General features: G+C 53.1%; 24 protein-coding genes. 11 read left to right on the forward strand and 13 right to left on the reverse strand.

Annotation, left to right across the window (positions count from 1 at the left end; translation table 11 throughout):
- Positions 1-26: 26 nt before the first annotated feature.
- Positions 27-1,937: a DNA repair helicase YoaA gene (gene yoaA, locus CTZ24_RS11245; RefSeq protein WP_208723556.1), complete on the reverse strand. Its 1,911-nt coding sequence runs from the start codon at positions 1,935-1,937 to the stop codon at positions 27-29.
- A gap of 125 nt (positions 1,938-2,062) precedes the next feature.
- Between yoaA and CTZ24_RS11250 the strand changes: the two genes are divergently transcribed.
- Positions 2,063-2,407: a RidA family protein gene (locus CTZ24_RS11250; RefSeq protein ID WP_021183012.1), complete on the forward strand. Its 345-nt coding sequence runs from the start codon at positions 2,063-2,065 to the stop codon at positions 2,405-2,407.
- A gap of 13 nt (positions 2,408-2,420) precedes the next feature.
- On the opposite strand, the gene CTZ24_RS11255 is transcribed toward CTZ24_RS11250, so the two are convergent.
- Complete coding sequence (locus CTZ24_RS11255) at positions 2,421-2,606, reverse strand: YoaH family protein (protein ID WP_021183011.1); 186 nt, start codon at positions 2,604-2,606, stop codon at positions 2,421-2,423.
- Positions 2,607-2,717: 111 nt separating this feature from the next.
- Here CTZ24_RS11255 and pabB point away from each other — a divergent pair, with 111 nt between their 5' ends.
- The 4 genes from pabB to pdeD all read left to right on the forward strand — a co-directional run bounded on the left by pabB (position 2,718) and on the right by pdeD (position 8,007).
- Positions 2,718-4,076, forward strand: coding sequence for an aminodeoxychorismate synthase component 1 (gene pabB / locus CTZ24_RS11260; protein WP_021183010.1), 1,359 nt, complete (start codon positions 2,718-2,720; stop codon positions 4,074-4,076).
- 1 nt (position 4,077) lies between these two features.
- Positions 4,078-4,656 (forward strand): CoA pyrophosphatase, encoded by a 579-nt coding sequence (locus CTZ24_RS11265; protein ID WP_208723557.1) that lies wholly within the window; start codon positions 4,078-4,080, stop codon positions 4,654-4,656.
- A gap of 185 nt (positions 4,657-4,841) precedes the next feature.
- Complete coding sequence (locus tag CTZ24_RS11270; RefSeq protein ID WP_208723558.1) at positions 4,842-6,206, forward strand: L-serine ammonia-lyase; 1,365 nt, start codon at positions 4,842-4,844, stop codon at positions 6,204-6,206.
- A 238-nt stretch (positions 6,207-6,444) separates the two neighbouring features.
- Positions 6,445-8,007 carry a cyclic di-3',5'-guanosine monophosphate phosphodiesterase PdeD gene (gene pdeD, locus CTZ24_RS11275; protein WP_021183007.1) on the forward strand — a complete coding sequence of 521 codons (1,563 nt, stop codon included), beginning with the start codon at positions 6,445-6,447 and terminating at the stop codon, positions 8,005-8,007.
- A 64-nt stretch (positions 8,008-8,071) separates the two neighbouring features.
- On the opposite strand, the gene CTZ24_RS11280 is transcribed toward pdeD, so the two are convergent.
- On the reverse strand, positions 8,072-9,631 hold the full coding sequence (locus CTZ24_RS11280) for a TerC family protein (RefSeq protein WP_208723559.1): 1,560 nt from the start codon (positions 9,629-9,631) through the stop codon (positions 8,072-8,074).
- Positions 9,632-10,141: 510 nt separating this feature from the next.
- Here CTZ24_RS11280 and manX point away from each other — a divergent pair.
- The 4 genes from manX to CTZ24_RS11300 all read left to right on the forward strand — a co-directional run bounded on the left by manX (position 10,142) and on the right by CTZ24_RS11300 (position 13,374).
- On the forward strand, positions 10,142-11,104 hold the full coding sequence (gene manX / locus CTZ24_RS11285) for a PTS mannose transporter subunit IIAB (RefSeq protein WP_208723560.1): 963 nt from the start codon (positions 10,142-10,144) through the stop codon (positions 11,102-11,104).
- Between the two features lie 62 nt (positions 11,105-11,166).
- Positions 11,167-11,967 carry a PTS mannose/fructose/sorbose transporter subunit IIC gene (locus CTZ24_RS11290; RefSeq protein WP_021183003.1) on the forward strand — a complete coding sequence of 267 codons (801 nt, stop codon included), beginning with the start codon at positions 11,167-11,169 and terminating at the stop codon, positions 11,965-11,967.
- Positions 11,968-11,982: 15 nt separating this feature from the next.
- Positions 11,983-12,828, forward strand: coding sequence for a PTS mannose transporter subunit IID (locus CTZ24_RS11295; protein ID WP_021183002.1), 846 nt, complete (start codon positions 11,983-11,985; stop codon positions 12,826-12,828).
- Positions 12,829-12,915: 87 nt separating this feature from the next.
- Entirely contained in the window at positions 12,916-13,374 is a 459-nt protein-coding gene (locus CTZ24_RS11300; protein WP_021183001.1) for a DUF986 family protein, read from the forward strand.
- Here CTZ24_RS11300 and rlmA read toward each other — a convergent pair.
- The 5 genes from rlmA to CTZ24_RS11325 form a co-directional block, all read right to left on the reverse strand.
- A complete protein-coding gene (gene rlmA, locus CTZ24_RS11305; RefSeq protein WP_208723561.1) occupies positions 13,371-14,177 on the reverse strand; it encodes a 23S rRNA (guanine(745)-N(1))-methyltransferase in 807 nt (268 codons plus the stop codon). The two genes, CTZ24_RS11300 and rlmA, sit on opposite strands and share 4 nt — an antisense overlap.
- Before the next feature lie 139 nt (positions 14,178-14,316).
- Entirely contained in the window at positions 14,317-14,526 is a 210-nt protein-coding gene (cspE, locus tag CTZ24_RS11310; RefSeq protein WP_001062678.1) for a transcription antiterminator/RNA stability regulator CspE, read from the reverse strand.
- A 77-nt stretch (positions 14,527-14,603) separates the two neighbouring features.
- Complete coding sequence (locus CTZ24_RS26900) at positions 14,604-14,684, reverse strand: DUF2627 domain-containing protein (RefSeq protein WP_139810977.1); 81 nt, start codon at positions 14,682-14,684, stop codon at positions 14,604-14,606.
- Positions 14,685-15,214: 530 nt separating this feature from the next.
- Positions 15,215-16,225: an MBL fold metallo-hydrolase gene (locus tag CTZ24_RS11320; RefSeq protein WP_208723562.1), complete on the reverse strand. Its 1,011-nt coding sequence runs from the start codon at positions 16,223-16,225 to the stop codon at positions 15,215-15,217.
- 18 nt (positions 16,226-16,243) lie between these two features.
- Positions 16,244-16,516, reverse strand: coding sequence for a YebO family protein (locus CTZ24_RS11325; RefSeq protein WP_208723563.1), 273 nt, complete (start codon positions 16,514-16,516; stop codon positions 16,244-16,246).
- Positions 16,517-16,726: 210 nt separating this feature from the next.
- Between CTZ24_RS11325 and CTZ24_RS11330 the strand changes: the two genes are divergently transcribed.
- The gene (locus tag CTZ24_RS11330) at positions 16,727-16,963 is read left to right on the forward strand and encodes a YobH family protein (RefSeq protein WP_021182996.1); all 237 of its coding nucleotides are present in this window, start codon (positions 16,727-16,729) and stop codon (positions 16,961-16,963) included.
- 42 nt (positions 16,964-17,005) lie between these two features.
- Here CTZ24_RS11330 and kdgR read toward each other — a convergent pair whose 3' ends face one another.
- Positions 17,006-17,797, reverse strand: coding sequence for a DNA-binding transcriptional regulator KdgR (gene kdgR / locus CTZ24_RS11335; protein WP_021182995.1), 792 nt, complete (start codon positions 17,795-17,797; stop codon positions 17,006-17,008).
- A 190-nt stretch (positions 17,798-17,987) separates the two neighbouring features.
- Between kdgR and CTZ24_RS11340 the strand changes: the two genes are divergently transcribed.
- The gene (locus CTZ24_RS11340; protein ID WP_208723564.1) at positions 17,988-19,370 is read left to right on the forward strand and encodes an MFS transporter; all 1,383 of its coding nucleotides are present in this window, start codon (positions 17,988-17,990) and stop codon (positions 19,368-19,370) included.
- A 68-nt stretch (positions 19,371-19,438) separates the two neighbouring features.
- Here the strand turns inward: CTZ24_RS11340 and htpX are convergent, their stop codons facing one another.
- The 4 genes from htpX to CTZ24_RS11360 form a co-directional block, all read right to left on the reverse strand.
- Complete coding sequence (htpX, locus tag CTZ24_RS11345; protein ID WP_021182993.1) at positions 19,439-20,320, reverse strand: protease HtpX; 882 nt, start codon at positions 20,318-20,320, stop codon at positions 19,439-19,441.
- A gap of 222 nt (positions 20,321-20,542) precedes the next feature.
- The gene (prc, locus tag CTZ24_RS11350; protein WP_021182992.1) at positions 20,543-22,582 is read right to left on the reverse strand and encodes a carboxy terminal-processing peptidase; all 2,040 of its coding nucleotides are present in this window, start codon (positions 22,580-22,582) and stop codon (positions 20,543-20,545) included.
- A 19-nt stretch (positions 22,583-22,601) separates the two neighbouring features.
- Positions 22,602-23,285 (reverse strand): RNA chaperone ProQ, encoded by a 684-nt coding sequence (proQ, locus tag CTZ24_RS11355; RefSeq protein WP_021182991.1) that lies wholly within the window; start codon positions 23,283-23,285, stop codon positions 22,602-22,604.
- Positions 23,286-23,381: 96 nt separating this feature from the next.
- Complete coding sequence (locus CTZ24_RS11360) at positions 23,382-23,882, reverse strand: GAF domain-containing protein (RefSeq protein WP_021182990.1); 501 nt, start codon at positions 23,880-23,882, stop codon at positions 23,382-23,384.
- Positions 23,883-24,011 lie beyond the last annotated feature (129 nt).

Below are 24,011 nucleotides of genomic sequence, written 5' to 3' on the forward strand. Positions count from 1 at the left end.
CGCATCTTAACACAGGCTGACACAAATTAGTGACTCTCCTGCTCGCGGACAAAACGAATGGCGCGGTCAAGATCGCGGGTGCGCGGGGTAGGCGGCAAACTGTTGAGGAACAGCGCGCCATAGGGGCGAGACACCAGGCGCTGATCGCAAATCACCAGCACACCACGATCGTCGGTATCACGGATCAGACGGCCTACCCCCTGTTTGAGGGTAATTACCGCATCGGGTAACTGCACATCGTTAAACGGCTCACCGCCGCGCAGACGACAATCCTCCATGCGGGCTTTCAACAACGGATCCTCCGGTGAAGTAAACGGCAGTTTATCGATGATCACCAGTGACAACGCATCGCCCCGCACATCCACGCCTTCCCAGAAGCTGCTGGTTGCCACCAGCAAGGCATTGCCTGCCTCAAGGAATTGTTTCAACAGCTGACCTTTACTGGTTTCGCCCTGTAGCAGCACCGGTATGGTCATGGAGGCACGAAATTCCGCCGCCAGTTCACGCATCATCATATGCGAGGTACATAAAAAGAAGCAGCGGCCTTTGTTGGCATCAATCAACGGCTTCATCATCTGTGCCAACCGGCGCGCGCCACCGGGACGATTTGGCTCCGGCAGATGGCGCGGTACGCACAACAGCGCCTGGCGCGCATAATCAAACGGGCTGTTGAGGATCAGCGTTTTTGCTTTATCCACACCCAACCGGCTCGAGAAATGGCTCATCTGCTCATTCACCGCCAGGGTAGCAGAGGTGAAGACCCAGGCTGCTTTGCGATTGTCCATCACTTCGCGGAAACGTTCGGCAACCGAGAGCGGCGTCAGCGCGAGGGTAAAATGACGGCTGGAGCATTCATACCAATAGCTGAAGCCCGGTTCATCAATGGCACGTAAGCGTTTCAGGCGGGTACGATACAGGGCGGCGCGCTCAAAGGCGGCATCCAGCAATGCAGAACGCCCCAGCGATAACTTAATCACGTCGTAACAGAGTTCGAGTGCATCATCCAACAAGGTCAGCATGCGCATCACGTTATTATCGCTCAGCAAGTCGCGCAGGTTGCCGCGAAAGCCGGGTTCTCCCAATGTCAGGCGGAAATCCTGGGTGCATTGCGCCAGGCGGTCGGCGGATTTCTGCAACTGCTGCACATCACGCACTTCAGTACGGTAGGCAATAATGATGTCTTTGACTAAATCGAGGAGTTGGCGGCTGGAGAGTTGCTGGCCGAAATATTGGCTGGCGATATCCGGCAGCTGATGGGCTTCATCGAAAATCATCACATCGGCCTCGGGAATCAGTTCCCCAAAGCCCCCTTCTTTTACCACCAGATCAGCGAGGAACAAATGGTGATTCACCACCACCACATCAGCGTCCATTGCCCGTTTGCGGGCTTTCACCACAAAACAATCTTTGTACAGCGGGCAATCACTGCCCAGACAGTTGTCGTTGGTGCTGGTGACATAAGGCCACACCGGGCTGTCTTCTGCCACACCGGCACAGCTGCTGATATCGCCATCAATGGTTTCCGATGACCAGCCGCGCAACGTAATCAAATCGCCCAGCGCCTGGGCGTTGAGATCCCCGCCGCTCTGGGTTTGCTGTTCCATCCGTTCCAGACAGAGATAGTTGGAGCGGCCTTTCAGCAAGGCGGTTTTGCCTTTGAACTTGAGCGCACGGGCAACGGTGGGTAGATCGCGATTATACAGCTGATCCTGTAACGCTTTGGAACCAGTGGAGATGATCACTTTTTTGTCAGCACGCAGCGCGGGTGCAAGATAAGCATAGGTTTTACCGGTGCCGGTACCGGCCTCCACCACCAGCTCACCGCCACTTTTTACCGCCTCTGCGACAGCCTGCGCCATCTCGCGCTGCGCTTCACGCGGTTTAAAGCCGGGAATCGCCTGCGCCAGCGCGCCGTCAGCTGCAAAATCGTCTGCCACACATCCTCACCGAAAATTCAAAAAAGTACTGTAATTATGTCAGGATTCTATTCATGCGACCACAACAGATGACAACCTGGCTGCGGTTATGGCAGGCTAGCGCTGCGATAAATAAGGAGAAAATCATGACCATTACGCGTATTGATCCAGAACACCGTATGTCGGAAGCTGTTATTCATAACCAGACGGTGTACTACACCAGCGTGCCAGAGAATCTTGATGAGGATGCAGAGGCACAAACCGCCAACGCGCTGGCCGTGATCGACGCCATTCTGACCCGTGTAGGTTCAGACAAAAGCAAAATTCTCGACGCGACTATTTTCCTCGTCGATAAAGCTGATTTCCCGGCGATGAACCGCGCCTGGGATGCCTGGGTGTCACCGGGCAATGCACCGGTGCGTTGCACCGTGCAGGCCGGTTTGATGAATCCGAAATATAAAGTCGAAATTAAGATCATCGCCGCCTTGTAAACTGATTCGGGCGTCAGACGTCCTCTTCGTCGTCTTCAAAGCGCGCCCGAATTTGTTCTCCCTGATGACTCTGACGAATTTCATGCGCGACCTGCGCAATCGCCTGGCCGCTGGCCATACCCCCTGCCATCAGTTCCTGAATACGTTCAACCGCCTGCTGCTGCTGTTCGTGAGATAATGCCGGAAGACCTGTAAACATGACTCGCTCCTGGGAAAAAGGGGACGCATTATTCCATGCGGAACAAACAGGTGCCAGCAACAAAAAAATGTGTCAGGCTTAGGTCTTTGTTGCTGTTATCTGATTTGTCTCATGATCGTAAAAACCCTCGCTCTCAATTATACGCCGGATACGCTGACGCACCTGTTTTCCACCCTTGCTCATCAGCCCTGGGCAATGCTGTTGACGTCGGGCCAGGCCGATCATGCTGATAACCGCTTTGATATTATGACCGCCGATCCGCGTGTAACCCTGGTGACCCGGGGTGACGTAACGGAAATCGTTCAGCAAGACCATATCCAGACCAGCCCGAATGATCCGCTGACGCTACTCCAGCAGCAGTGCGATGCACTCGGAGTTCAGCCCGCTTTTAATCCTGACCTGCCTTTTCAGGGCGGCGCGCTGGGATTATTTGGTTATGACCTGGGGCGTCGTTTCGAAACCTTACCTCAGCTGGCGAAGTCCGATCTCATTACCCCGGATATGGCGGTCGGCATTTATGACTGGGCGTTAATCGCTGACCATCAATTATGTCGCCTGACGCTGGTGTCACTGGATGATGCCGACGCGCGCTGGCAATGGCTGCAAGCGCAAAACGCCCCCGCTCAACAACCCTTTGCGCTAACCAGTGACTGGCAATCCAATCTGAGTTACGACGACTACGCCCAACGTTTTGCCGCTGTGCAGGCCTATATTCAGGCAGGTGATTGCTACCAGGTTAATCTGGCCCAGCGCTTTCAGGCCAGCTATCGCGGTGATGAGTGGCAGGCTTTTCAGCATCTGAATGCGGCCAATCGCGCTCCCTTCAGCGCCTTTCTCCGGCTGCCGCACAGCGTGATTCTCAGCTTGTCACCGGAACGCTTTCTTTCCCTGCATCAGCAGGAAATTGAAACCCGGCCAATCAAAGGCACGCGCCCACGCCTGGCCGATCCTCACGCCGACCGTCAGCAGGCAGAAGAGCTGGCGCATGCCGAGAAAGATCGCGCAGAAAATTTGATGATTGTCGATCTGCTGCGCAATGATATCGGGCGCGTTGCCGAACCTGGCAGCGTCAGCGTACCTGAGTTATTTGTCGTCGAACCGTTCCCGGCGGTGCATCATCTGGTGAGTACCGTGCGAGCAAGGCTGCCCGCGCAGCTTGCCGCCACTGATCTGCTGCGTGCCTGTTTTCCCGGGGGCTCCATTACCGGCGCGCCGAAGATCCGCGCCATGGAGATCATTGAGGAGCTGGAACCACATCGCCGCAATGCCTGGTGCGGGAGCATCGGTTATATCAGCCTGTGTGGCCGCATGGATACCAGCATCACCATCCGCACACTTGTCGCCGAAAACCAGCAGTTATACTGCGCAGCGGGCGGTGGGCTGGTGGCCGACAGTGACGTCACCGCTGAATATCAGGAGACGTTGCATAAAGTGAATCGTATTCTTCCCAGCCTGCGAGAACTGGCCTGAAATGAACAGCGACCTGACTCTGGATCAATTCCTCAGCCGTTTTATGTTGCAACCGCCGGTGACACTGGCGAAAACGCCTGTTAATGGCCGGCGCGCTGCGGTGCTGGTGCCTGTTATTAACGATACAGAACCCGGGTTATTGCTGACGCGCCGTTCCAGTCGGCTCCGAAAACATGCCGGTCAGGTGGCTTTTCCTGGTGGGATGCAGGATGCCAGCGATGACTCGCTGATCTTTACCGCCCTGCGTGAGGCGCAGGAGGAAGTAGGTATCCAGCCTGATCAGGTGCAGGTGGTTGGCGTGCTGCCCGCAGTAACCAGCAGCACCGGTTTTGCCGTCACGCCGGTGGTCGGCATCATTCCCGCCGGGTTGCCTCTGGCGATTAATCCCGATGAGGTCGAAAGCGCCTTTTCCATGCCGCTGGCGGAAGCCTTGCGCCTTAGTCGCTACAGCGGTCTGACGCTACGTCGCGGCCAGCGTCAGCATCAGGTGTGGCTCTCATGGTATGAAGATTATTTTATCTGGGGCATGACCGCAGGCATTATCCGTGCGCTCGGTCAGCAAATTGCCCTGCCTGGTTGATGTACCCCTCGCTTGCCATTTCTTCCTGCACCGGTTTTGCCTCCTGCAATGGATAACTATTTCTGTGCTGTATAATTAGTTTATTTCATGCGAAAAGCTGCTCGTGTCTGCGCGCGTGCGATTACTATTAGCCGCATAAAACGGCCTGAGCCGTACAAAAATAAGCTTTGTGAGGAGTGTCACCGGTGATTAGTGTTTTTGACATGTTTAAAGTGGGCATCGGCCCTTCCAGTTCGCATACTGTCGGCCCAATGAAAGCGGGCAAACAGTTTGTTGATCTGCTGGCCGAACAGGGTAAGTTGCAGGACGTCACGCGTGTTGCGGTGGACGTTTACGGCTCTCTGTCGCTCACGGGTAAAGGTCACCACACTGACATCGCGATCATTATGGGTCTGGCCGGTGCCGCTCCGGATACCGTTGATATCGACAGCATTCCCGCTTTTATTCAGGATGTCGAACAACGCGAACGCCTGCTGCTGGCCAACGGTGCCCATGAAGTTGATTTCCCCCGCGAAGGCGGCATGGTGTTCCGTAGCGAAAACCTGTCGTTGCATGAAAATGGCCTGACACTGTTCGCTTTCGCTGGCGACCTGCTGATTCTGAGCAAAACCTATTACTCCATTGGCGGTGGCTTTATCGTTGATGAAGAGCATTTTGGTCAGTCCGTGCTGGACCAAGTCTCCGTGCCGTTCCCGTTCGATTCTGCTAAAGAGTTGCTTGCTCACTGTCGGCAGAGCGGCCTGTCACTGTCTGGCCTGGTGCTGAAGAACGAACTGGCGCTGCACAGCCGCGATGAAATTCATAGCTACTTCGCTAACATCTGGCAGACCATGCAGGCGTGTATCGATCGTGGGCTGAATACTGAAGGCGTGCTGCCGGGGCCACTGCGGGTGCCGCGCCGTGCGGCTTCGCTGCGCCGTTTGCTGGTCTCCTCCACCAAGCATTCTAATGATCCAATGAACGTGATTGACTGGGTCAATATGTTTGCGCTGGCAGTCAATGAAGAGAATGCCGCAGGTGGCCGCGTCGTCACCGCCCCGACCAACGGTGCCTGTGGCATCGTTCCAGCGGTGCTGGCGTATTACGATCACTTTATTGAAAGCGTGACGCCTGACATTTATATCCGTTATTTCCTCGCCTCCGGGGCCATTGGCATTCTGTATAAAATGAATGCCTCCATTTCCGGTGCTGAAGTGGGATGCCAGGGAGAAGTGGGTGTGGCCTGTTCGATGGCGGCCGCCGGCCTGGCGGAGTTGCTGGGCGCCAGCCCGGAACAGGTGTGTGTCGCTGCTGAAATTGGTATGGAACACAACCTTGGACTGACCTGCGATCCGGTCGCAGGTCAGGTGCAGGTCCCTTGCATTGAACGTAATGCCATTGCCTCGGTAAAAGCCATCAATGCGGCACGCATGGCGCTTCGTCGTACCAGCGAACCGCGCGTCTCACTGGATAAAGTCATTGAGACGATGTATGAGACCGGTAAAGATATGAATGCAAAATATCGTGAAACCTCGCGCGGTGGCCTTGCTATCAAGGTTCAGTGCGACTAACTCCCCCATGCAGTTGCTTTCTTCGGTGAGCAAAAAAACACCGATTGAACAATTTTATGCAACTGCTGCTACCTCCATCATGCTAAACCAGATAGAGTGATTTACGCGCGGCCCTCCCTGGCCGCGCTGCTTTTTCAGTACCGCTTTTTTTCCAGAGCCGTGCTAAACCTGGCCGCCGCTATGCCGATAACCCAGAAGTTCTTTGGCTTTATTCTTAGTCTTTGCAAGGTGGTTACTGATGCTCATAGCCCAGCAATTTGTTGGTCAATTTCGCCGTAAGCGATTGCTTATTGCGTTAGTGATCGCCGCGCTGGTTTTAATTCTTACGCTGACTTTTCGCTACATTGAAGAGAAGTCACGTATTGAGCAACAGTCTCTGGATTTTGCCTCTCGCGCCATTGAACGTTTTGATCGCATGTTTTCGCCGCTGGATGTCTCTGCCAATAACACCCTTGGCCTGGTCGGCGTGCCCTGCCCGCAAGTCCGTTTTCCGCTCATTGAAAAAATCGCCGCGCTGCAAACCGTCAGATCGATTCTGCTGGTTGAGAACGACACGCTTTACTGCTCCAGTATTTACGGCCCGCAAAATATCTCCTTCAGCCAGACTTACCCGGAACTGGCGATTAATAATGAACGCATGATGCTTACCACCGACGATTACCTGTTAAAAGGTTCTCCGGTATTGCTGCTGTGGACGCCTAAATCGCTGGATAATCGCGATGGTTTATTACAGGTCATTAATATCGAGTTAATGACCAATTATTTGCTTGAACCGCAGCTGCCGTGGGTGGAACGGGCAATTTTTAACGTGGGTGGACAAAGCCTGGAATATGGCAATCCGCTGATTGAACCGACGGTGCCCTCAGAAGATGAAGTCGCCTACGATCAGGCATCACTACGTTATCCCTACACCATTACGTTGTACGGTCCGTCACCGGCACGCCTGGCGCTGAGCACCCTGCCGTCTCAGTTGCCACTGGCGGTGCTGCTTAGCCTGCTGATGGGCTACATCGTCTGGCTGGCGACCGCCAACCGCATGAGCCTGAACTGGCAAATCAGTTATGGCATCACCGCAAATGAATTTATGGTTTATTGTCAGCCGCTGATTAACGCCAAAAGTGGCGAATGCGACGGTATCGAGCTGCTGTTACGCTGGCACAATCCCCGTCAGGGATGGATCGCTCCGGACGTGTTTATTCCGCTGGCCGAACGGCAAAATCTGATCGCACCACTCACCCGTTTTGTGATTGCTAAAGTGGTAGATGAACTACCGAATCTGCCGCACTGCTCTTCTTTCCATATTGCGATTAACGTTGCCGCCAGCCATTTTCACGATCGGGTGATTGTTGAGGACCTGCAACGAATCTGGTGGCCAGCCAACCCGTTACCGAAACTGGTGGTCGAGTTGACCGAACGCGATGCGCTGCCGGTGATTGATCAGGCGGTAGTTGCCCAGTTGCATGAGATTGGCGTCCGTCTGGCGATTGACGACTTCGGGACCGGGCACAGTTCGCTTGCCTATCTGAAAGATCTCAAACCCGATGTGCTGAAAATCGATAAGATTTTTACCGCCGCTATTGGCACCGATGCCATTAACGCCACCGTTACCGATATGGTGATTTCACTGGCGCAACGCCTGAACATCGCGTTGGTGGCGGAGGGAGTGGAGACTGCCGAACAGGCGCATTATCTGCGCGAACGTGGTGTCGACCATTTGCAGGGGTATTTCTATGCGCGTCCGATGCCGATTGAAGACTTCCCGGCCTGGCTGGAACAGCATCAGGCGCAGCTCAGCGCGTAATAGCGCGATAAATCGCGCCGCTACAACTGAATGAAAAAATTTGGCACCCGAAGGTGCCAAATTTTTATATTTCTTCATCCTCGTGCGGCTTGTCCTTTGTCACCCGCACTAAATCTACCCGGTAGTCAGTCGCTTCGATAATCTGGAAATGCAGCGGTGGCAAATCAATCACCTCACCCGGCACTGGCAATTGGCCTTTCTGATCAATCAGCAGGCCTGCCAGCGATGCATGATCGTCTTCAGCTTTAACCAATTCGTGATAATCCAGCAGCTGTTGCAGTGAGTGCAAATCCGTCCCCCCCTTCACCAACCAGCCCTCGCCATCGGCAATGATATCCGGTGTTTCATCTTCGTCCGGGAACTCACCGGCAATCGCTTCCAGTACGTCAAGCGGCGTGATTAAACCCTGGACCACGCCGAATTCGTTAGTGACGATCACAAAGCTGCCCTTCGCCCGACGCAACACGCCCAGCAGGTTAATCGGGTCCAGTGTTTCAGGCACCACAATCGGCGGGGTGTTGGCGGCAAAGGTCGCCACATCCATGCCATGCTCGAGAGCGACCAACAGCTCCTTGGCGCGAACCACGCCGATGATCTCATCCAACTCGCCGCGGCACACCGGGAACAGGCTGTGTGGTGTATCCAGCAACTGAATGCGAATTTCATCCACCGGACGTTCCACATCCACCCAAGAGATTTCACCACGCGGCGTCATGATGCTACGAATCGAGCGTTGCGCCAGCGTCAGCACACCGTTGATCATGTAACGTTCTTCGTCCTTAAAGGCTTCCTGCGGCATGGCTTCCACCAACGCCTGCTCTTCCGTCGTTACCGCCTGTTTACGCTGACGGCCTCCCATCAGACGCAGAATCGCTTCGGCGGTGCGTTCACGCATCGGGCGATGCGCCTGATGGCGGATAAAGTTACGACGCGCAATCTGGTTAAACAATTCGATCAGGATCGAGAAGCCAATCGCCGCATACAGGTAACCTTTCGGAATATGGAAACCAAAACCTTCCGCTACCAGCGACAAACCGATCATCAGCAGGAAGCTAAGACACAACACCACCACCGTCGGATGCGCGTTAACAAAACGGGTCAAAGGTTTTGAAGCCAGCAGCATCACACCCATCGCGATCACTACCGCCGTCATCATCACCGGCAGATGGTTCACCATCCCTACGGCGGTAATCACCGCATCCAGCGAAAACACCGCGTCCAGCACCACGATTTGTGTCACCACTGCCCAGAAGCTGGCATAGCTGCGGTTACCCTGATGCTCCAGATTGCGGTTCTCCAGCCGTTCATGTAGCTCCATCGTGGCCTTGAACAACAGGAACAGACCACCGGCCAGCAGGATTAAATCGCGCCCGGAAAAGCTGAAATCGCCTACGCTGAATAGGGGTCGCGTCAATGTCACCATCCACGAGATGAGTGACAACAGGCCAAGTCGCATTACCAACGCCAGCGACAGGCCGATCAGACGCGCTTTATCGCGCTGTTTTGGCGGCAGCTTGTCGGCCAGGATAGCAATAAAAACCAGGTTATCGATGCCGAGAACAATCTCCAGCACGATAAGCGTCAGCAAACCCGCCCAGATGGAGGGGTCGAAGAGAAATTCCATCAATGACTCCTTACCAGGGAAGCGTGCGAACGAAAACGGGCCTGCGCCACGCGGCGAGACAGCAAATCGTTAACGGATTGGATTACGCCATCAGGCGTGGATGCATGCGCCAGCAGGCGCTGTGAAGAGGTGAAGCGACGTCGGTGACGGTCCATAAAGGTGAGCTAATGCCCGGTACTCCTGAATAATAAACAGAACGTTAATGTATCAGTTACATCACCGGCGTCAAAAAATTTTCTTACATTTACAAACGGTAACAGCCTGAAAAAAGGGGAGATAAAAGCACAAATAGACACCGTTACGCTCTGAATTACTGACAAGCATCACATAATTTATTTTTTCACTCACTAAAATAAATCGCGACCTTATCGCTGTGTAGCGGAAAGTTTTAGGTTATTTATTGATGTTTTTCTTCATCTTAAACCGAAGCGATCCACAGGAAACAACAACGGTAATTTTCATCGATTCCCGGCGAAGCCAGAGAATCTCTCATGCGAACGGAGGTAGCAAGTGACCATTGCTATTGTAATTGGTACACATGGCTGGGCGGCAGAACAGCTGCTTAAAACAGCAGAGATGCTGTTGGGTGAGCAGGAAAATGTCGGATGGATTGATTTCGTGCCCGGCGAAAATGCAGAAACGCTAATTGAAAAGTATCAGGCCCGACTGGCGACAATGGACACCTCGAAGGGGGTGCTGTTCCTGGTCGACACCTGGGGTGGCAGTCCCTTCAACGCGGCGAGCCGCATCGTGGTGGATAAACCGGATTATGATGTCATTGCCGGTGTCAACATTCCGATGCTGGTCGAAACCCTGATGGGACGTGATGATAATCCCTCACTGGAGGAGTTAATTCACATCGCGGTCGAAGCAGGTCGCGAAGGTGTTAAAGCACTGAAAACCGAAACGGCTGAGCCTGCACCTGCCGTCCCCGTTGCCAAAGCTGCGCCGCAGCCGCAAAAACCGCTGGCCCCCGGCGAGCATATGAAGATTGGCCTGGCCCGCATTGATGACCGTCTGATTCATGGTCAGGTTGCAACCCGCTGGACCAAAGAAACCAACGTCACACGCATTATCGTCGTCAGCGATGAAGTCGCCAATGACCATGTGCGGAAAACGCTGCTCACCCAGGTGGCACCGCCCGGCGTCACGGCGCATGTGGTTGATGTCGATAAAATGATTCGCGTCTGGAACAACCCGAAATATGGTCAGGATCGCGTCATGTTGTTGTTCACCAATCCGACCGATGTGGAACGTATTGTGGAACAGGGCGTGGCTATCAAATCCGTCAATATCGGCGGGATGGCGTTCCGTCAGGGTAAAACCCAGGTTAATAACGCGGTCTCGGTTGATGAGAAGGATATTGCGGCGTTCCGCAAACTCAATGACCGTGGTATCGAGCTGGAAGTGCGCAAAGTTTCTAACGACCCGAAACTGAAAATGATGGACCTGATTGCGAAGGTAAATCCGTAATTCGCCATCTGTGCCTGCTTGCGCGGGCGAATATTTCGTGACCTTTGCTTAGGAGAAATGCAATGGAGATAACCTCGCTACAAATCATTTTGATATTTATTGTGGCTTGTATCGCCGGGATGGGATCGATTCTTGATGAGTTCCAGTTCCACCGTCCGTTGGTGGCTTGTACTCTGATCGGTGCGGTACTGGGTGATATGAAAACCGGTATCATCATCGGCGGTACACTGGAGATGATCGCGCTGGGCTGGATGAACATTGGTGCTGCTGTGGCACCGGATGCTGCCCTCGCCTCAATCATCTCAACCATCCTGGTTATTGCCGGTGGTCAAAGTGTCGGTGCGGGTATCGCGCTGGCCATTCCACTGGCTGCGGCCGGTCAGGTACTGACCATCATCGTTCGTACTATCACCGTGGCCTTCCAGCACGCAGCCGATAAAGCTGCGGAGAAAGGCAACCTGTCGGCAATTTCGTGGATTCACGTTTCAGCCCTGCTGTTGCAGGCGATGCGTATCGCAATCCCGGCATTGATCGTGGCAATTTCCGTCGGTACCAGCGCGGTTCATAGCTTGCTGAGTTCTATCCCGGAAGTGGTGACCAACGGCCTGAACATCGCCGGTGGCATGATCGTGGTCGTCGGTTACGCAATGGTCATTAACATGATGCGTGCTGGCTACCTGATGCCGTTCTTCTACCTCGGCTTCGTCACTGCTGCATTCACCAACTTCAACCTGGTGGCGCTGGGCGTGATTGGCGTGGTAATGGCGGTACTGTACATCCAGTTGGCTCCGAAATATAACCGTGTTGCGGGCGCTGCGGCTGCCGGTCCTGCGCAAAACGACCTCGACAACGAACTCGATTAAGGAACAGGTGACATCATGGTTGATACTACTCATTCTCAAAAGAAACTCACTCCGGGCGATGTCCGTGGCGTGTTCCTGCGCTCTAACCTGTTCCAGGGTTCGTGGAACTTTGAACGTATGCAGGCGCTGGGCTTCTGCTTCTCGATGGTGCCGGTAATTCGCCGTCTCTATCCGGAAAATAACGATGACCGGAAACAAGCCATCAAACGTCATCTGGAATTCTTCAATACCCATCCGTTCGTTGCAGCGCCAGTGCTCGGCGTGACGATGGCGATGGAAGAACAACGTGCTAACGGTGCAGCGATTGATGATGGTGCCATAAACGGTATCAAAGTCGGTCTGATGGGCCCGCTGGCGGGTGTGGGTGACCCGATTTTCTGGGGTACGGTACGTCCGGTGTTCGCTGCCCTCGGGGCAGGGATCGCCATGAGCGGCAGTCTGCTTGGCCCGCTGCTGTTTTTCCTCCTGTTTAACATTGCGCGTCTGCTGACCCGTTACTACGGCGTGGCCTATGGTTATCGCAAAGGGGTGGATATCGTTAGCGATATGGGCGGCGGCTTCCTGCAAAAACTGACCGAGGGGGCGTCAATTCTCGGCCTGTTTGTCATGGGGGCGTTGGTTAACAAGTGGACGCATGTGAACGTGCCGCTGGTGGTGTCACGCATCACCGACCAGACCGGCAAAACCACCGTTACCACCGTTCAGTCGATTCTCGACCAACTGATGCCGGGCCTGATTCCGCTGCTGTTAACCTTTGGCTGTATGTGGCTGCTGCGCCGCAAGGTCAACGCGCTGTGGATTATCGTTGGCTTCTTTGCGATTGGTATTTTTGGTTACTGGATCGGCTTGCTCGGTCTGTAAAATCTTGCCGGGGCCCTTCTGTCCCCGGCAGTTTTACAGGGGTTACCTGAGCGTCAACGCTGAGGTCACTTCTGTTAAGGAATCATCATGTCACTGACTGACGCCCTGATTACGCTGCTTATTGCTGGCCTGCTGCTGTTTGCTATCTACGACGAGGCAATTCTGCCGCGACGTAATGGTCCCACAAAACTGCGTGTTGCGCTGCGCCGTCGCCATAAAATCGACAGCGCCATCTTTATCGTGTTGTTGCTAATTTTATTGTGGAACAACGTCAGCCATCAGGGACCACAACTCACCACCACCCTGCTCATGGTGCTGTGCTTTATGGCGTTCTGGTTGTTCTGGCTGCGTAGCCCGAAATTGCTGATGAAGAATGACGGCCTGTTTTTCGCCGGCGTCTGGATTGATTATCACCGCATTCAAAGCATGAACCTGTCCGAAGATGGCATTCTGGTGATGCAGCTTGAGCAGCGTCGCCTGTTGATTGCGGTAAAACAACTCGACGATTTAGAAAAGATTTACCACACGCTGGTGGACGCGCGTTAGGTGCGTTGCCAGAGCGTCAGCGTAAAGTCAGCTTCACAGTCAAACGCGGTGGCTGCCGCAAGGGTTTGCCACACCTCTTCCCGCGCACGCCAGGCAAATGGCGTCATCTGCAATAAGGTGGTGGCTGCGACACTGCTGAGCGTCATCCTGTAGCGCAGACTCTCCTGCGCCACCTGATTAAAACCCGCATACACCTTCTCTTCCGCCGCATGTAGCTGCACTTCACGGTAGATTAGCGCCTTAAATTGCTCCAGATGATGCGCCCCAGGGGTTACCGTCAGTAAATAACCGCCAGGCTTCACCACACGGCTCAATTCCTCTTCATTACATGGGGCATAGATGCGTACGATGCCATCGAGCGAGGCATTGGCAAACGGCAGCCGCTGGCTGGAGGCAACGCAAAATTTTATCGCGCGGTAGCGTTTCGCCGCCATACGAATCGCCGCTTTCGCCACATCCAGACCATAGACTTGCGCCTGTGGTAATGCTGCCGCCATCTCGGCGGTGTAATACCCTTCGCCACAGCCGATATCCAGCAACTGCGCAGATACCGCTGGCAGACGTTGAGACAGCCATGCAGCAACGCGATCGCGCAATGGTTGGTAATATCCGGCATCGAGGAATTCGCGGCGCGCCAGCAGCATTTCCGGGCTGTCGCCGGGCTGACGCGAGCTTTTGTGTTGAACCGGCAGCAGATTGACATACCCTTCTTTGGCCAAATCAAACTGATGACCGGTATCGCAGCGATAGCTGGCGGTTTGCAGCAGAAGAGGTTGATGACAAAGAGGGCAAATCAAAGACATAGATAACTCCGGGTTAGCAATTCGCGGCGCAGTTTACCCTGGTCATCTGTTTACAGAAAGGATAAAGAAAAGCCCCGGTCAGTGACCGGGGCTTTAGGATTCGTTTCAGTGGTGCATGACACCGAGCCTGGCGACGAAATCAGATAGCAGTGACGTTGACTGCAGCCGGACCTTTCTGGCCGTCCTGGATTTCGAATTCAACATTTTGGCCTTCGGCCAGAGTTTTAAAACCATTGCCCTGGATTGCAGAGAAGTGTACGAACACATCTTTGCTACCGTCAGCAGGAGTGATAAAACCAAAACCTTTAGACTCGTTGAACCACTTAACCTGACCTTTAATTTTTGCCATTTTGCAAATTCCTTAGAGTGTTTATATTGCCCGAAGGCAGACTTACAGAAAAACCAGAGACATTACTGCATGAGGCACTAATTTAAGGTTTCGGCAAGGAAGCGGTATTCAACGTCAACGTCTTTACTCGTAACTTCTTTACTGAAGATGCCATACATAAACAGAACTGTACCTCGTTTGACCCACGAATCGTTATCACATATCCGCAAATTAATGGCAAGCCATTTTTAAACACCTATCGACTTGTCGCACATAATTGCTGGCGAAGGCACAAACTTCACCTGCATTCTTCCTTCTTCGCGTAACCTTGCCTGCACAAAAAAGGATTATTGATCAGTAGCGTTACAGCCAAAAAAATGTTGTAGTCCAGCGGCTGATTTTTGTCCAATCCAACGCTATTTAAACTGATAATCATACGCAAAAAATATTGCACAAATATGGCATAGATAATGAATTTCACCAAAATGTTAACTTCTGGCGCAACATATGCGCATCGCGCGAATCTTGTACAGCTGTTTTTATCAGGTACAGGTTATTAATAGTTTTGCACCAAAATCAGGAAAATATATTCACCCTTGCCCCAAATATACGCATCCATTCTGTTTGGCAGTTATCTCATTTTTTTCTAACATCAAAACAAATAAATGTTAAAAAAACGCACCAACGTCCTCAATTTAACAAAATGCGGTTAGGACAAATCTGAATCAATATTCGGCAGGGTCCGACTCTCACCTATTCTCCACGGTGTGAAGTCATTACTCGTCTCGTTTGCGCTGAGCAACGCCTGAGCAAGAACTGCGGGTGGTTCATCCAGTGATTCGTCTGCCAATTCAAAGACTCCCCAATGAATGGGTATCGTCAATGGACGGCCAATTTGCTGCCATAACTGCACTGCCTGATCCGGGTCCATGTGCTGCCCACGCATGAACCATTTTGGTGCGTAGGCACCGATTGGCAACGCAGCCAGATTAAACGGACCGAGTTGTTGCGCGATGAGATTCAGGTTATCGCTATAACCACTGTCGCCCGCAAACCAGAAGTTGAGTGCTGGATTACGCACCACCCAGCCACACCATAAGGAACGGTTACGATCAAAGAAGGTACGCATACTCCAGTGACGCGCAGGTACTGCGGTAAACTGCGCACTTCCCAGCACAATGCTTTGCCACCAGTCCAGTTCAGTGACATGCCGGACACCGCGCTGCTGACACCACTTCCCCATGCCCAATGGCACCAGAAAATGGGCTGCGGGAAATTGTCGGGCAATGCGTTTCACCGTGGGACGATCCAGATGATCGTAATGATTGTGCGAAATCAGCACATAATCCAGATGTGGCAACTGCGCCACACGTAATGGTGCCGGCGTTTTGCGTTGCGGACCGGCAAAGGGAAACGGAGAGGCGCGTTGTGACAGCGCGGGATCAATCAACAGATAACGCTGATTCAGACGAAGTAATAAGGCAGCATGGCCGAGCCACCAGATACGATCCTCTTCCCCACTCAAATCGACTGGCTGGCACCAGTCGCTGATAAACGCCGGATAACCGGCCTGAGGGGGAAAGGGTAATCCCTGCTCTTTACGTTCACGCTGCCAGCGCTGTAAATCCCCCGGCTGCCTTAACTCTTCTTCCGGGTTACGAAAGCCCTGCGGCGTATGGTGTTGTTTCGCCGCATCGTACCAGGGATTTTGCCAGGCCATTACCACTCCATCTGTCGATTAACGCTCCGGGATCAGACGAATAAAATCGCGTTTTTCGTCCTCTTCCTCTACATCTTTCGGTGCTGTGTCAGACTGTGCATCCGCCAGGCGGCGCAACAGCGCATTTTGCTTTTTCTGTTCTTCTAACAGTGTTTCCAGCAACTGTATCTGCTCGCTGGCACGTACGCTGGCCCGGTTAACAAAGAACCAGGCGATAAAGGCCACAACGATAATGATGACCAGCACAGCGTAACTGAACAACGGGCTGGGATTTGCGGCTAACTCATTCATAACTGCCTCAGATTACTGATTAACGTCAAACTCTCACTTAGCGGGTGATTCTACTCTTTGCGGCAGGAAAAGATAATGGGGATGCACCGAATGCAGATTTTCCTGTGCATCACCTTTCAGTTATCTCTGATCGACCCGGTGAGGCAAGCTGCTACTATAGGGATGGCAGCAGCATCTGGACAGCTGCGTTATGTATCACATGGAGACAAAATGAAACTATTCATCCGGGCGATTATGCTGATCGCCGTTATCTGGCTGGCGATGTTATTCACGGGCTATGGCGTGTTAACCGGCAGCAATAAAAATGCAGCCGGACTCGGCCTGCAATGTAGCTATCTAACCGCGCGAGGCATGATTACCGCGCAATATCTGCATACCGATAGCGGCATTGTTGGCGTAACTGACTGCCCGATACTGAAGAAAAGCGGTGAAGTGATCGATAATTAATTACTGCATAAACGGGCTGGCAACAGCCCGTTTATTGCTGCGTTAAAACGGATATTCGTGATACCCCATTTGCTCTGAGACGGCACGCGCCGCTCGATGCAGCATCGCCACATATTCGTTTTTTCCCTCTTCCGAGAAACGAATAGTGGGGAAAGAGATGCTGAGGCCCGCAATCACTACGCCAAAACGGTCAAATACCGGCACGGCAATGCAACGTAACCCCTCTTCCTGCTCCTCGTTATCTTCGCCGAATCCCTGCACTTTTACCTGATCAAGCACCTTAAGCAAGGCGTCAGCGCTGACGATGGTGTTGGCAGTACTGCGCCGAAACTCCACTTCGCTAAGGATTTCCTGTACTTCGCTACGATCACGCCACGCCAGCAGCACTTTGCCGATTGCGGTGGTATGCAGCGGGTTGCGGCGACCAATACGTGAATACATGCGCAGGTTGTAGAGCGAGTCGATCTTGTGGATATAGACAATGCTGTCTTCTTCCAGCGCCCCAAGATGAATGGTTTCTTTAGTGAGGCGTGACAGTTCGCGCATCTGTACATCCGCGCTGCGGATCAGATCAACGTTCTGTAACGCCTTCGCGCCCAGCTCGAATAACTTGAGCGTCAGCGAATACTTTTCCGTTTCGCCTTCCTGCGCGACATAACCCAGCGACTTCATGGTTTGCAAAAAGCGATAGACGGTGCTTTTAGACATCATCACGCGTTGAGACAGCTCTGTGATGCCGTGGTCGCGCTCTTCACCCAGCGCCTGCAAAATACCAAACACCTTCATCACTGATGAGACGGAGTCAGGTTGTTTATCGTTATCAGCGTTCGCCATCGCGTATCCTTTTTTGAGGTTGTTTCAAAAAAAACGGAACAATAGTGCCAGTATATTCGCTTCAGGCCTTAAGCGGCAATCGATAGCACTAAGCGACACATTCCATGATACTTTTTGTCACTTCATGCGGTGCTTTCTGCTACAGAATTGATTAGCATGATGATATTCACTTCCTTCACTTATTCTCCCTATGTCCGCAAGCTCACTCCAGGATGGTTTACCGGTTCCACAACGCTATGGCGCAATCATCACCATCGCGCTGGGTATTATGATGGCGGTGCTGGATGGCGCGATTGCCAATGTCGCCCTGCCCACCATTTCGCGTGAATTACACGCCAGCCCGGCGGAATCGGTGTGGATTGTCAACGCCTACCAGATCGCCATCGTTATCTCGTTGCTTTCTTTGTCGTTCCTCGGCGATATGCTGGGTTATCGACGCGTATATCAGGCGGGTCTGGCGCTGTTTATCGCCACGTCGTTGTTCTGCGCACTCTCTTCATCGCTGAACATGCTGACGCTGGCTCGCGTATTACAAGGGTTCGGCGGTGCTGCGTTAATGAGCGTCAACACCGCATTGATACGCATCATTTACCCGCAGCGTTTCCTTGGCCGTGGGATGGCGATCAACTCGCTCATTGTCGCTGTTTCAACGGCTGCCGGGCCGACGGTCGCTGCCGCGATCCTCTCCGTTGCCAGCTGGAAATGGCTGTTTCTGATCAACGTACCGCTTGGGATCATTGCATTGTGGCTGGCGCTGCGTTTTTTGCCTGATAATCCGCAAAAAGCCAAACAGCAGAAATTTGATGTGGTGAGCGCAGTGATGAACGCGCTGTTCTTTGGCCTGTTAATCTCCGCATTGAGCGGTTTTGCTCAGGGACAAAATCACTGGCTGATTCTCGGTGAGCTGATTGCATTGTTGTTGATCGGGGTGGTATTTATTCGTCGTCAGTTGGCGATGCCGGTGCCACTGCTGCCAGTGGATTTACTGCGCATCCCTATTTTCACCCTCTCCATCTGCACGTCGATCTGCTCCTTTTGCGCGCAAATGCTGGCAATGGTGTCGTTACCCTTCTTTCTGCAAAACGTGCTGGGACGCGATGAGGTAGCGACCGGTCTGCTTCTGACTCCTTGGCCGCTGGCGACCATGGTGCTTGCACCGATTGCTGGCCGTCTGATTGGCAAGGTTCATGCGGGCCTGCTGGGCGGGCTGGGGCTGGCGATGTTTGCGGCCGGTCTGTTCCTGCTGGCGTTGCTCCCCGCACAGCCAACGGATGTTGATATCATCTGGCGTATGATGCTGTGTGGTGCCGGTTTTGGTCTGTTCCAGTCACCGAACAACCACACGATTATCTCTTCAGCGCCGCGTAACCGTAGCGGAGGTGCCAGTGGCATGCTGGGCACGGCACGCCTGCTGGGGCAAAGCAGTGGGGCTGCGCTGGTCGCTCTGATGTTTAACCTGTTTAACGTGAGCGGTACTCATGCCTCGTTGATTCTGGCGGGTGCATTTTCCACTGTCGCGGCGGTGGTAAGTATGGCGCGGATGACGCAATCGCGTGAGACGACAGAGTCATAAAATCGTAGCGGTGCGATGATCTGGGGCTTTAACCCCGCACGATGAATCGCGCCGCTACGTGAAGAGCCTTATTTCAGATAAGCACCGCTGCGCAGCGCTTCAATACGCTTATCCAGCGGCGGGTGTGACATAAACAGCTCGCTCAGCGACTTACCTTTACCGTTAATACAGAACGCCATCATGCTGCTCGGCTCCTGCGGTTCATAGCTGGTTTTCAGGCGCTGTAACGCGGCAATCATTTTCTCACGACCTACCAGTTTCGCTGAACCGGCATCGGCATGGAACTCACGATGACGCGAGAACCACATGGTGATGATGCTGGCAAGAATGCCGAATACCAGTTCCAGCACAGTAGCGACTGCGAAGTAAACCAGCGGGTTACCGTTGCTGCTCTCCTCACCATCACGGTTGCCAGACAGAAAACCCGATGCAACCTGCGCAATGATACGTGAGATAAAGATCACGAAGGTGTTCACGATACCCTGAATCAGCGTCATGGTAACCATGTCGCCATTGGCGATATGGCTGATTTCGTGGGCCAGTACTGCTTCCGCTTCATCGCGGCTCATGTTTTGCAACAGACCGGTAGAGACAGCGACCAACGACGCATCACGGCGCGCGCCCGTCGCAAAGGCGTTGATATCTGGCGCGTGATAAATCGCCACCTGCGGCATGGCAATGCCAGCCTGCTGAGCCTGGCGGCCAACAGTATCCATCAGCCAGCGTTCTGTCTCGTTGCGAGGTTGTTCAATCACTTCACCTCCCACCGAACGCAACGCCATCCATTTCGACATCAGCAGTGAAACAAACGCACCGCCGAAGCCAAACAGACCTGCCATAATCATCAGACCCTGAACACTGCTTGACTGGATTCCTGTCAGACTGAGAATCAGTCCGAAAACCAACATCACCGCCAGGTTGGTGATCAGGAAAAGAGCAATACGCATCATAAACGTTAATCTTCCTCAGTTGTGCACGCGCTTATGCGCGGATATACATCCTAGGGTCATTACGCAGCATTTCAAGCAACCTTAATGTTTAAGTGTCTAAAAAGACATAACTTTACATTCAGTAACGTCATATCCTCCAACCCATAAAACGACACTTAAGTATCCGACACCAGACAAAAAAAAAGCACCGCATTGAGCGGTGCTTATTCTCTGTCCGTACGGTTATTTACTGCCTGCGGGTTGCGGCTGGGATTTTTCCAGCTGCGCCAGATCGTTGGCAATTTTCACCGTTTCATCCAGATAAGGATCCGGCTCTTTGTAATCCTTTGGCAGATCGTCAAGGCTCTTCAGCGGTGCTTTACCTTCAGCCTGATAACGTGCATTGATACGCTCCAGACGCAGTGCATCTTCGTCATGGTTCTCTTTCTCGCGCTGGGCCAGATTGAGTGACACGATATTACGTTTATCTTTGGTCGCGTTAAAGCGCGCAATATCTTTCATGATGTACTGGAACTCGCGATCTTTCGCAATGCGGTCCTCATGTTCTTTGGTCAACTGCGGTACCAGCGCGGTGATATCCCCGGTTTTGGTATAGGTCGCCGCGTTGATGCTGTCCCACGGTAAGGCATTGTCTTCAAACTTCTCACCGGTTTCCGCCGCTTCCACGCCAGTTGGCATCAGCAGATCCGGGGTTACCCCTTTACGCTGAGTGCTGCCGCCGTTGATGCGGTAGAACTTCTGGATGGTGTACTGCACCGAGCCTAATGCAGGCCATTCAGGACGCAGCATCTGATCATAGATACGGTTCAGGGAGCGATACTGTTGAACGGTGCCTTTACCGAAGGTCGGTTCACCGACAATCAGGGCGCGACCATAGTCCTGCATGGCAGCAGCAAAAATCTCAGAAGCCGAAGCACTGAAACGATCGACCAGGACCACTAACGGACCTTTGTAATAAACAATGCCGTCGTTATCGCTGTCTTCACGTACGCGACCATTATTGTCACGTACCTGCACCACCGGGCCACTCGGAATAAACAGGCCGGAAAGCGAGACCGCTTCGGTTAACGCCCCGCCACCGTTGGTGCGCAGGTCGATGACGATGCTATCCACATTCTGCTTTTGCAGTTTTTGCAGTTGCACTTTCACATCATCGGTCAGGCCAACGTAGAAACCGGGGATATCCAACACGCCGACTTTCTCGTTACCAACGGTATGCACCGTGCCCTTCACCGCGCGATCTTCCAGGCGGATCTTCTCGCGCGTCAGCGTCACAGTACGGGTTTTGGTACCTTTACCGGCAGGCAGGATCTCAAGGCGAACTTTGCTGCCTTTTGGTCCTTTGATCTTCGCTACGACGTCATCCAGACGCCAGCCGATCACATCTTCCATCGGTTTGCCTGGCTGTCCGACACCGACAATACGATCGCCAACGCTGATCGATTTGCTCTTGGCAGCCGGACCACCCGCGACCATTGAGTTGATCACGGTGTAATCGTCATCCATCTGCAACACCGCGCCAATGCCTTCCAGCGACAGGCTCATTTCGGTGTTGAACTGCTCGGTATTACGCGGCGACAGATAGTTAGTATGCGGGTCGATCTCATGCGCAAACGCAGTCATCGCCAACTGGAACACGTCTTCGCTGTTGCTTTGCGCCAGGCGACGAATGGCAAAGTTATAACGCTTGGTCAGCGTCTCACGAATCTCTTTGTCATCTTTGCCAGCCAGCTTCAGGCTCAGTTCGTCGTATTTAACTTTGGCATCCCAAAGCGCGTTCAGCTCATCGGTGCTTTTCGGCCACGGTGATTTACCACGATCGATGTCGATGGTGTCGTTGCCGGTAAAATTCATCGGGCGATTCAGCACACTCAGCGCGTATTGATAGCGCTCGAAGCGGCGTTTCTGCGCCAGATTGTATAAATCGTAAAACACATCCAGCTTACCGCTGCGCAGCTCATCACCGAGGGTGGTCTTCTTATCAGCAAACTGTGCGATATCAGAAGCCAACAGGACGTTGTGGCTGTAATCGAGCAGATTCAGGTAGCGATCAAAAATTTTCGCTGAAAAATCCTGATTCAGGTCGAACTGACGGTAGTGAGAACGGGTAAAGCGCGATGTAACGCGTTCACTGACGGTGGGATGCTGTGGTTCTTCATGTAACTGGGGAATCTGATCGGCGCGGGTAATGTTGTCTGCGCCAAAACTGGGGCCTGCCAGTAGCAGGCCCGCGATCATACCGATCTTAAAAATATTGTTCATGCCAGGGTCAGCCTCCGTTTCAGAACTGCAAATGTTCTGCGCGCACAATCATTGCCATGCCGGAAGCGAGCTGTACCCGAACGCCATCTTTGGTAATTTCAAGAATGGTTGCGTCCATCGCACTTTTGCCTGCTTTAACTTTAATATTCTGGCCGGGTTGCAAAGTTGAGGTATCAGTGATGGGTTTAGCTCGCGGCGGGCGAGGTGCAGCATTACGTTCAGAAGACGCAGCACGCGGTGCTTGCGAACGCGGTTTACGCGGCGCATCACCTTCTGCCGCTTTACGCGGTGCCGGTTTGCGTGGACGGCGTGGTTCGCCAGTCTCTTCGCCAGCTTCACGCTTCTTCGCTTTTTGCTGTTCGCGCTGTGCCTGTACGCGTGCTTTCGCTTCTTCCAGCTGTTTGCGCGCATGTTCTACGTGTTGCTCATCCAGCACGCCACAGGCGTTGCCGTCGAGATCCACACGGATGGCACCTGCTTTAATGCCGTAAAGGTAACGCCAGCTTGAGGTATAAAGACGCAGAGCCGAACGCAGTTGCGTCTTGCTCAGGCCCATATCGCCCTGAACACGCTCGACCAGATCCTGAAAGATACCGATCTTCAGCGGACGCGCTTCACCTTCGGCGCTAAAGCAGTGCGGAAAACGCTCCGCCAGAAAGGCGATCACTTCTTTACTGCTATTCAACTTAGGTTGATTTTCCATGAAATTTCCTGATTACAACGGGTTTGCCGACCAGAGCAGGCATGAACAGGCGACATTATAATGACAACATCGCCAAATGCTATGTGATCCAGTCGATTAGCTGCGCGTCAGTTGAAGATATTTTTCAATATCGCTGCCCGCCAACACTTCGCAAAGCCCGTCAGTAAGGGCCACCAGCCCCGTTTCATCCTCACTATCGAAGCGAGAATAAACCGTACTGTCGATGTCCAGCACACCGACTAACGTGCCATTCACTTTCAGAGGAATCACGATTTCCGCATTACTGGCGGCGTCACAGGCGATATGTCCAGGGAAAGCGTGCACATCTTCCACGCGCTGCACTTTCTCCTCTGCAATCGCCGTGCCACAAACACCTTTACCGACTGGAATTCGAACGCAGGCAATTTTGCCCTGAAAAGGGCCCAGTACCAGCGTATTCGCTTCAGTCAGCAAATAAAATCCTGCCCAGTTCACGCCTTCCAGGCGTTCAAATAGCAGCGCACTGCAATTGCCCAGCGCAGCGAGGAAAGACGTTTCACCCGCCAGCAGTGCGCGAGCATCGCGATTTAAATCCTCGTAAAAGGCTTTTTTGTTCATTGTTTAACCATAATCAGCTACAGCAGAGCCGCTTTGTCACTTAGTTGTTAAAATAAGCACTAATAATCCAGCCTCACAAGGTGAATCATTGTGTTAGTTACTATACCCTTAGCTTTCTGTGGATCGAAC

Origin of the sequence: Pantoea phytobeneficialis (assembly GCF_009728735.1) — a bacterium.
Classification (GTDB): Bacteria; Pseudomonadota; Gammaproteobacteria; order Enterobacterales; family Enterobacteriaceae; genus Pantoea; species Pantoea phytobeneficialis.

What these genes read in the sequence shown, in the direction of transcription:
- htpX (WP_021182993.1), bottom strand. Translation starts at nt 20,320, where the DNA reads ATGATGCGTATTGCTCTTTTCCTGATCACCAACCTGGCGGTGATGTTG.
- cspE (WP_001062678.1), bottom strand. Translation starts at nt 14,526, where the DNA reads ATGGCAAAAATTAAAGGTCAGGTTAAGTGGTTCAACGAGTCTAAAGGT.
- CTZ24_RS11280 (WP_208723559.1), bottom strand. Translation starts at nt 9,631, where the DNA reads ATGGAATTTCTCTTCGACCCCTCCATCTGGGCGGGTTTGCTGACGCTT.
- CTZ24_RS11320 (WP_208723562.1), bottom strand. Translation starts at nt 16,225, where the DNA reads ATGGCCTGGCAAAATCCCTGGTACGATGCGGCGAAACAACACCATACG.
- proQ (WP_021182991.1), bottom strand. Translation starts at nt 23,285, where the DNA reads ATGGAAAATCAACCTAAGTTGAATAGCAGTAAAGAAGTGATCGCCTTT.
- CTZ24_RS11250 (WP_021183012.1), top strand. Translation starts at nt 2,063, where the DNA reads ATGACCATTACGCGTATTGATCCAGAACACCGTATGTCGGAAGCTGTT.
- CTZ24_RS11295 (WP_021183002.1), top strand. Translation starts at nt 11,983, where the DNA reads ATGGTTGATACTACTCATTCTCAAAAGAAACTCACTCCGGGCGATGTC.
- CTZ24_RS11330 (WP_021182996.1), top strand. Translation starts at nt 16,727, where the DNA reads ATGAAACTATTCATCCGGGCGATTATGCTGATCGCCGTTATCTGGCTG.
- CTZ24_RS11300 (WP_021183001.1), top strand. Translation starts at nt 12,916, where the DNA reads ATGTCACTGACTGACGCCCTGATTACGCTGCTTATTGCTGGCCTGCTG.
- CTZ24_RS11290 (WP_021183003.1), top strand. Translation starts at nt 11,167, where the DNA reads ATGGAGATAACCTCGCTACAAATCATTTTGATATTTATTGTGGCTTGT.
- pabB (WP_021183010.1), top strand. Translation starts at nt 2,718, where the DNA reads ATGATCGTAAAAACCCTCGCTCTCAATTATACGCCGGATACGCTGACG.
- rlmA (WP_208723561.1), bottom strand. Translation starts at nt 14,177, where the DNA reads ATGTCTTTGATTTGCCCTCTTTGTCATCAACCTCTTCTGCTGCAAACC.
- pdeD (WP_021183007.1), top strand. Translation starts at nt 6,445, where the DNA reads ATGCTCATAGCCCAGCAATTTGTTGGTCAATTTCGCCGTAAGCGATTG.
- CTZ24_RS26900 (WP_139810977.1), bottom strand. Translation starts at nt 14,684, where the DNA reads ATGTATGGCATCTTCAGTAAAGAAGTTACGAGTAAAGACGTTGACGTT.
- kdgR (WP_021182995.1), bottom strand. Translation starts at nt 17,797, where the DNA reads ATGGCGAACGCTGATAACGATAAACAACCTGACTCCGTCTCATCAGTG.
- CTZ24_RS11325 (WP_208723563.1), bottom strand. Translation starts at nt 16,516, where the DNA reads ATGAATGAGTTAGCCGCAAATCCCAGCCCGTTGTTCAGTTACGCTGTG.
- CTZ24_RS11340 (WP_208723564.1), top strand. Translation starts at nt 17,988, where the DNA reads ATGTCCGCAAGCTCACTCCAGGATGGTTTACCGGTTCCACAACGCTAT.
- CTZ24_RS11265 (WP_208723557.1), top strand. Translation starts at nt 4,078, where the DNA reads ATGAACAGCGACCTGACTCTGGATCAATTCCTCAGCCGTTTTATGTTG.
- prc (WP_021182992.1), bottom strand. Translation starts at nt 22,582, where the DNA reads ATGAACAATATTTTTAAGATCGGTATGATCGCGGGCCTGCTACTGGCA.
- CTZ24_RS11255 (WP_021183011.1), bottom strand. Translation starts at nt 2,606, where the DNA reads ATGTTTACAGGTCTTCCGGCATTATCTCACGAACAGCAGCAGCAGGCG.
- CTZ24_RS11360 (WP_021182990.1), bottom strand. Translation starts at nt 23,882, where the DNA reads ATGAACAAAAAAGCCTTTTACGAGGATTTAAATCGCGATGCTCGCGCA.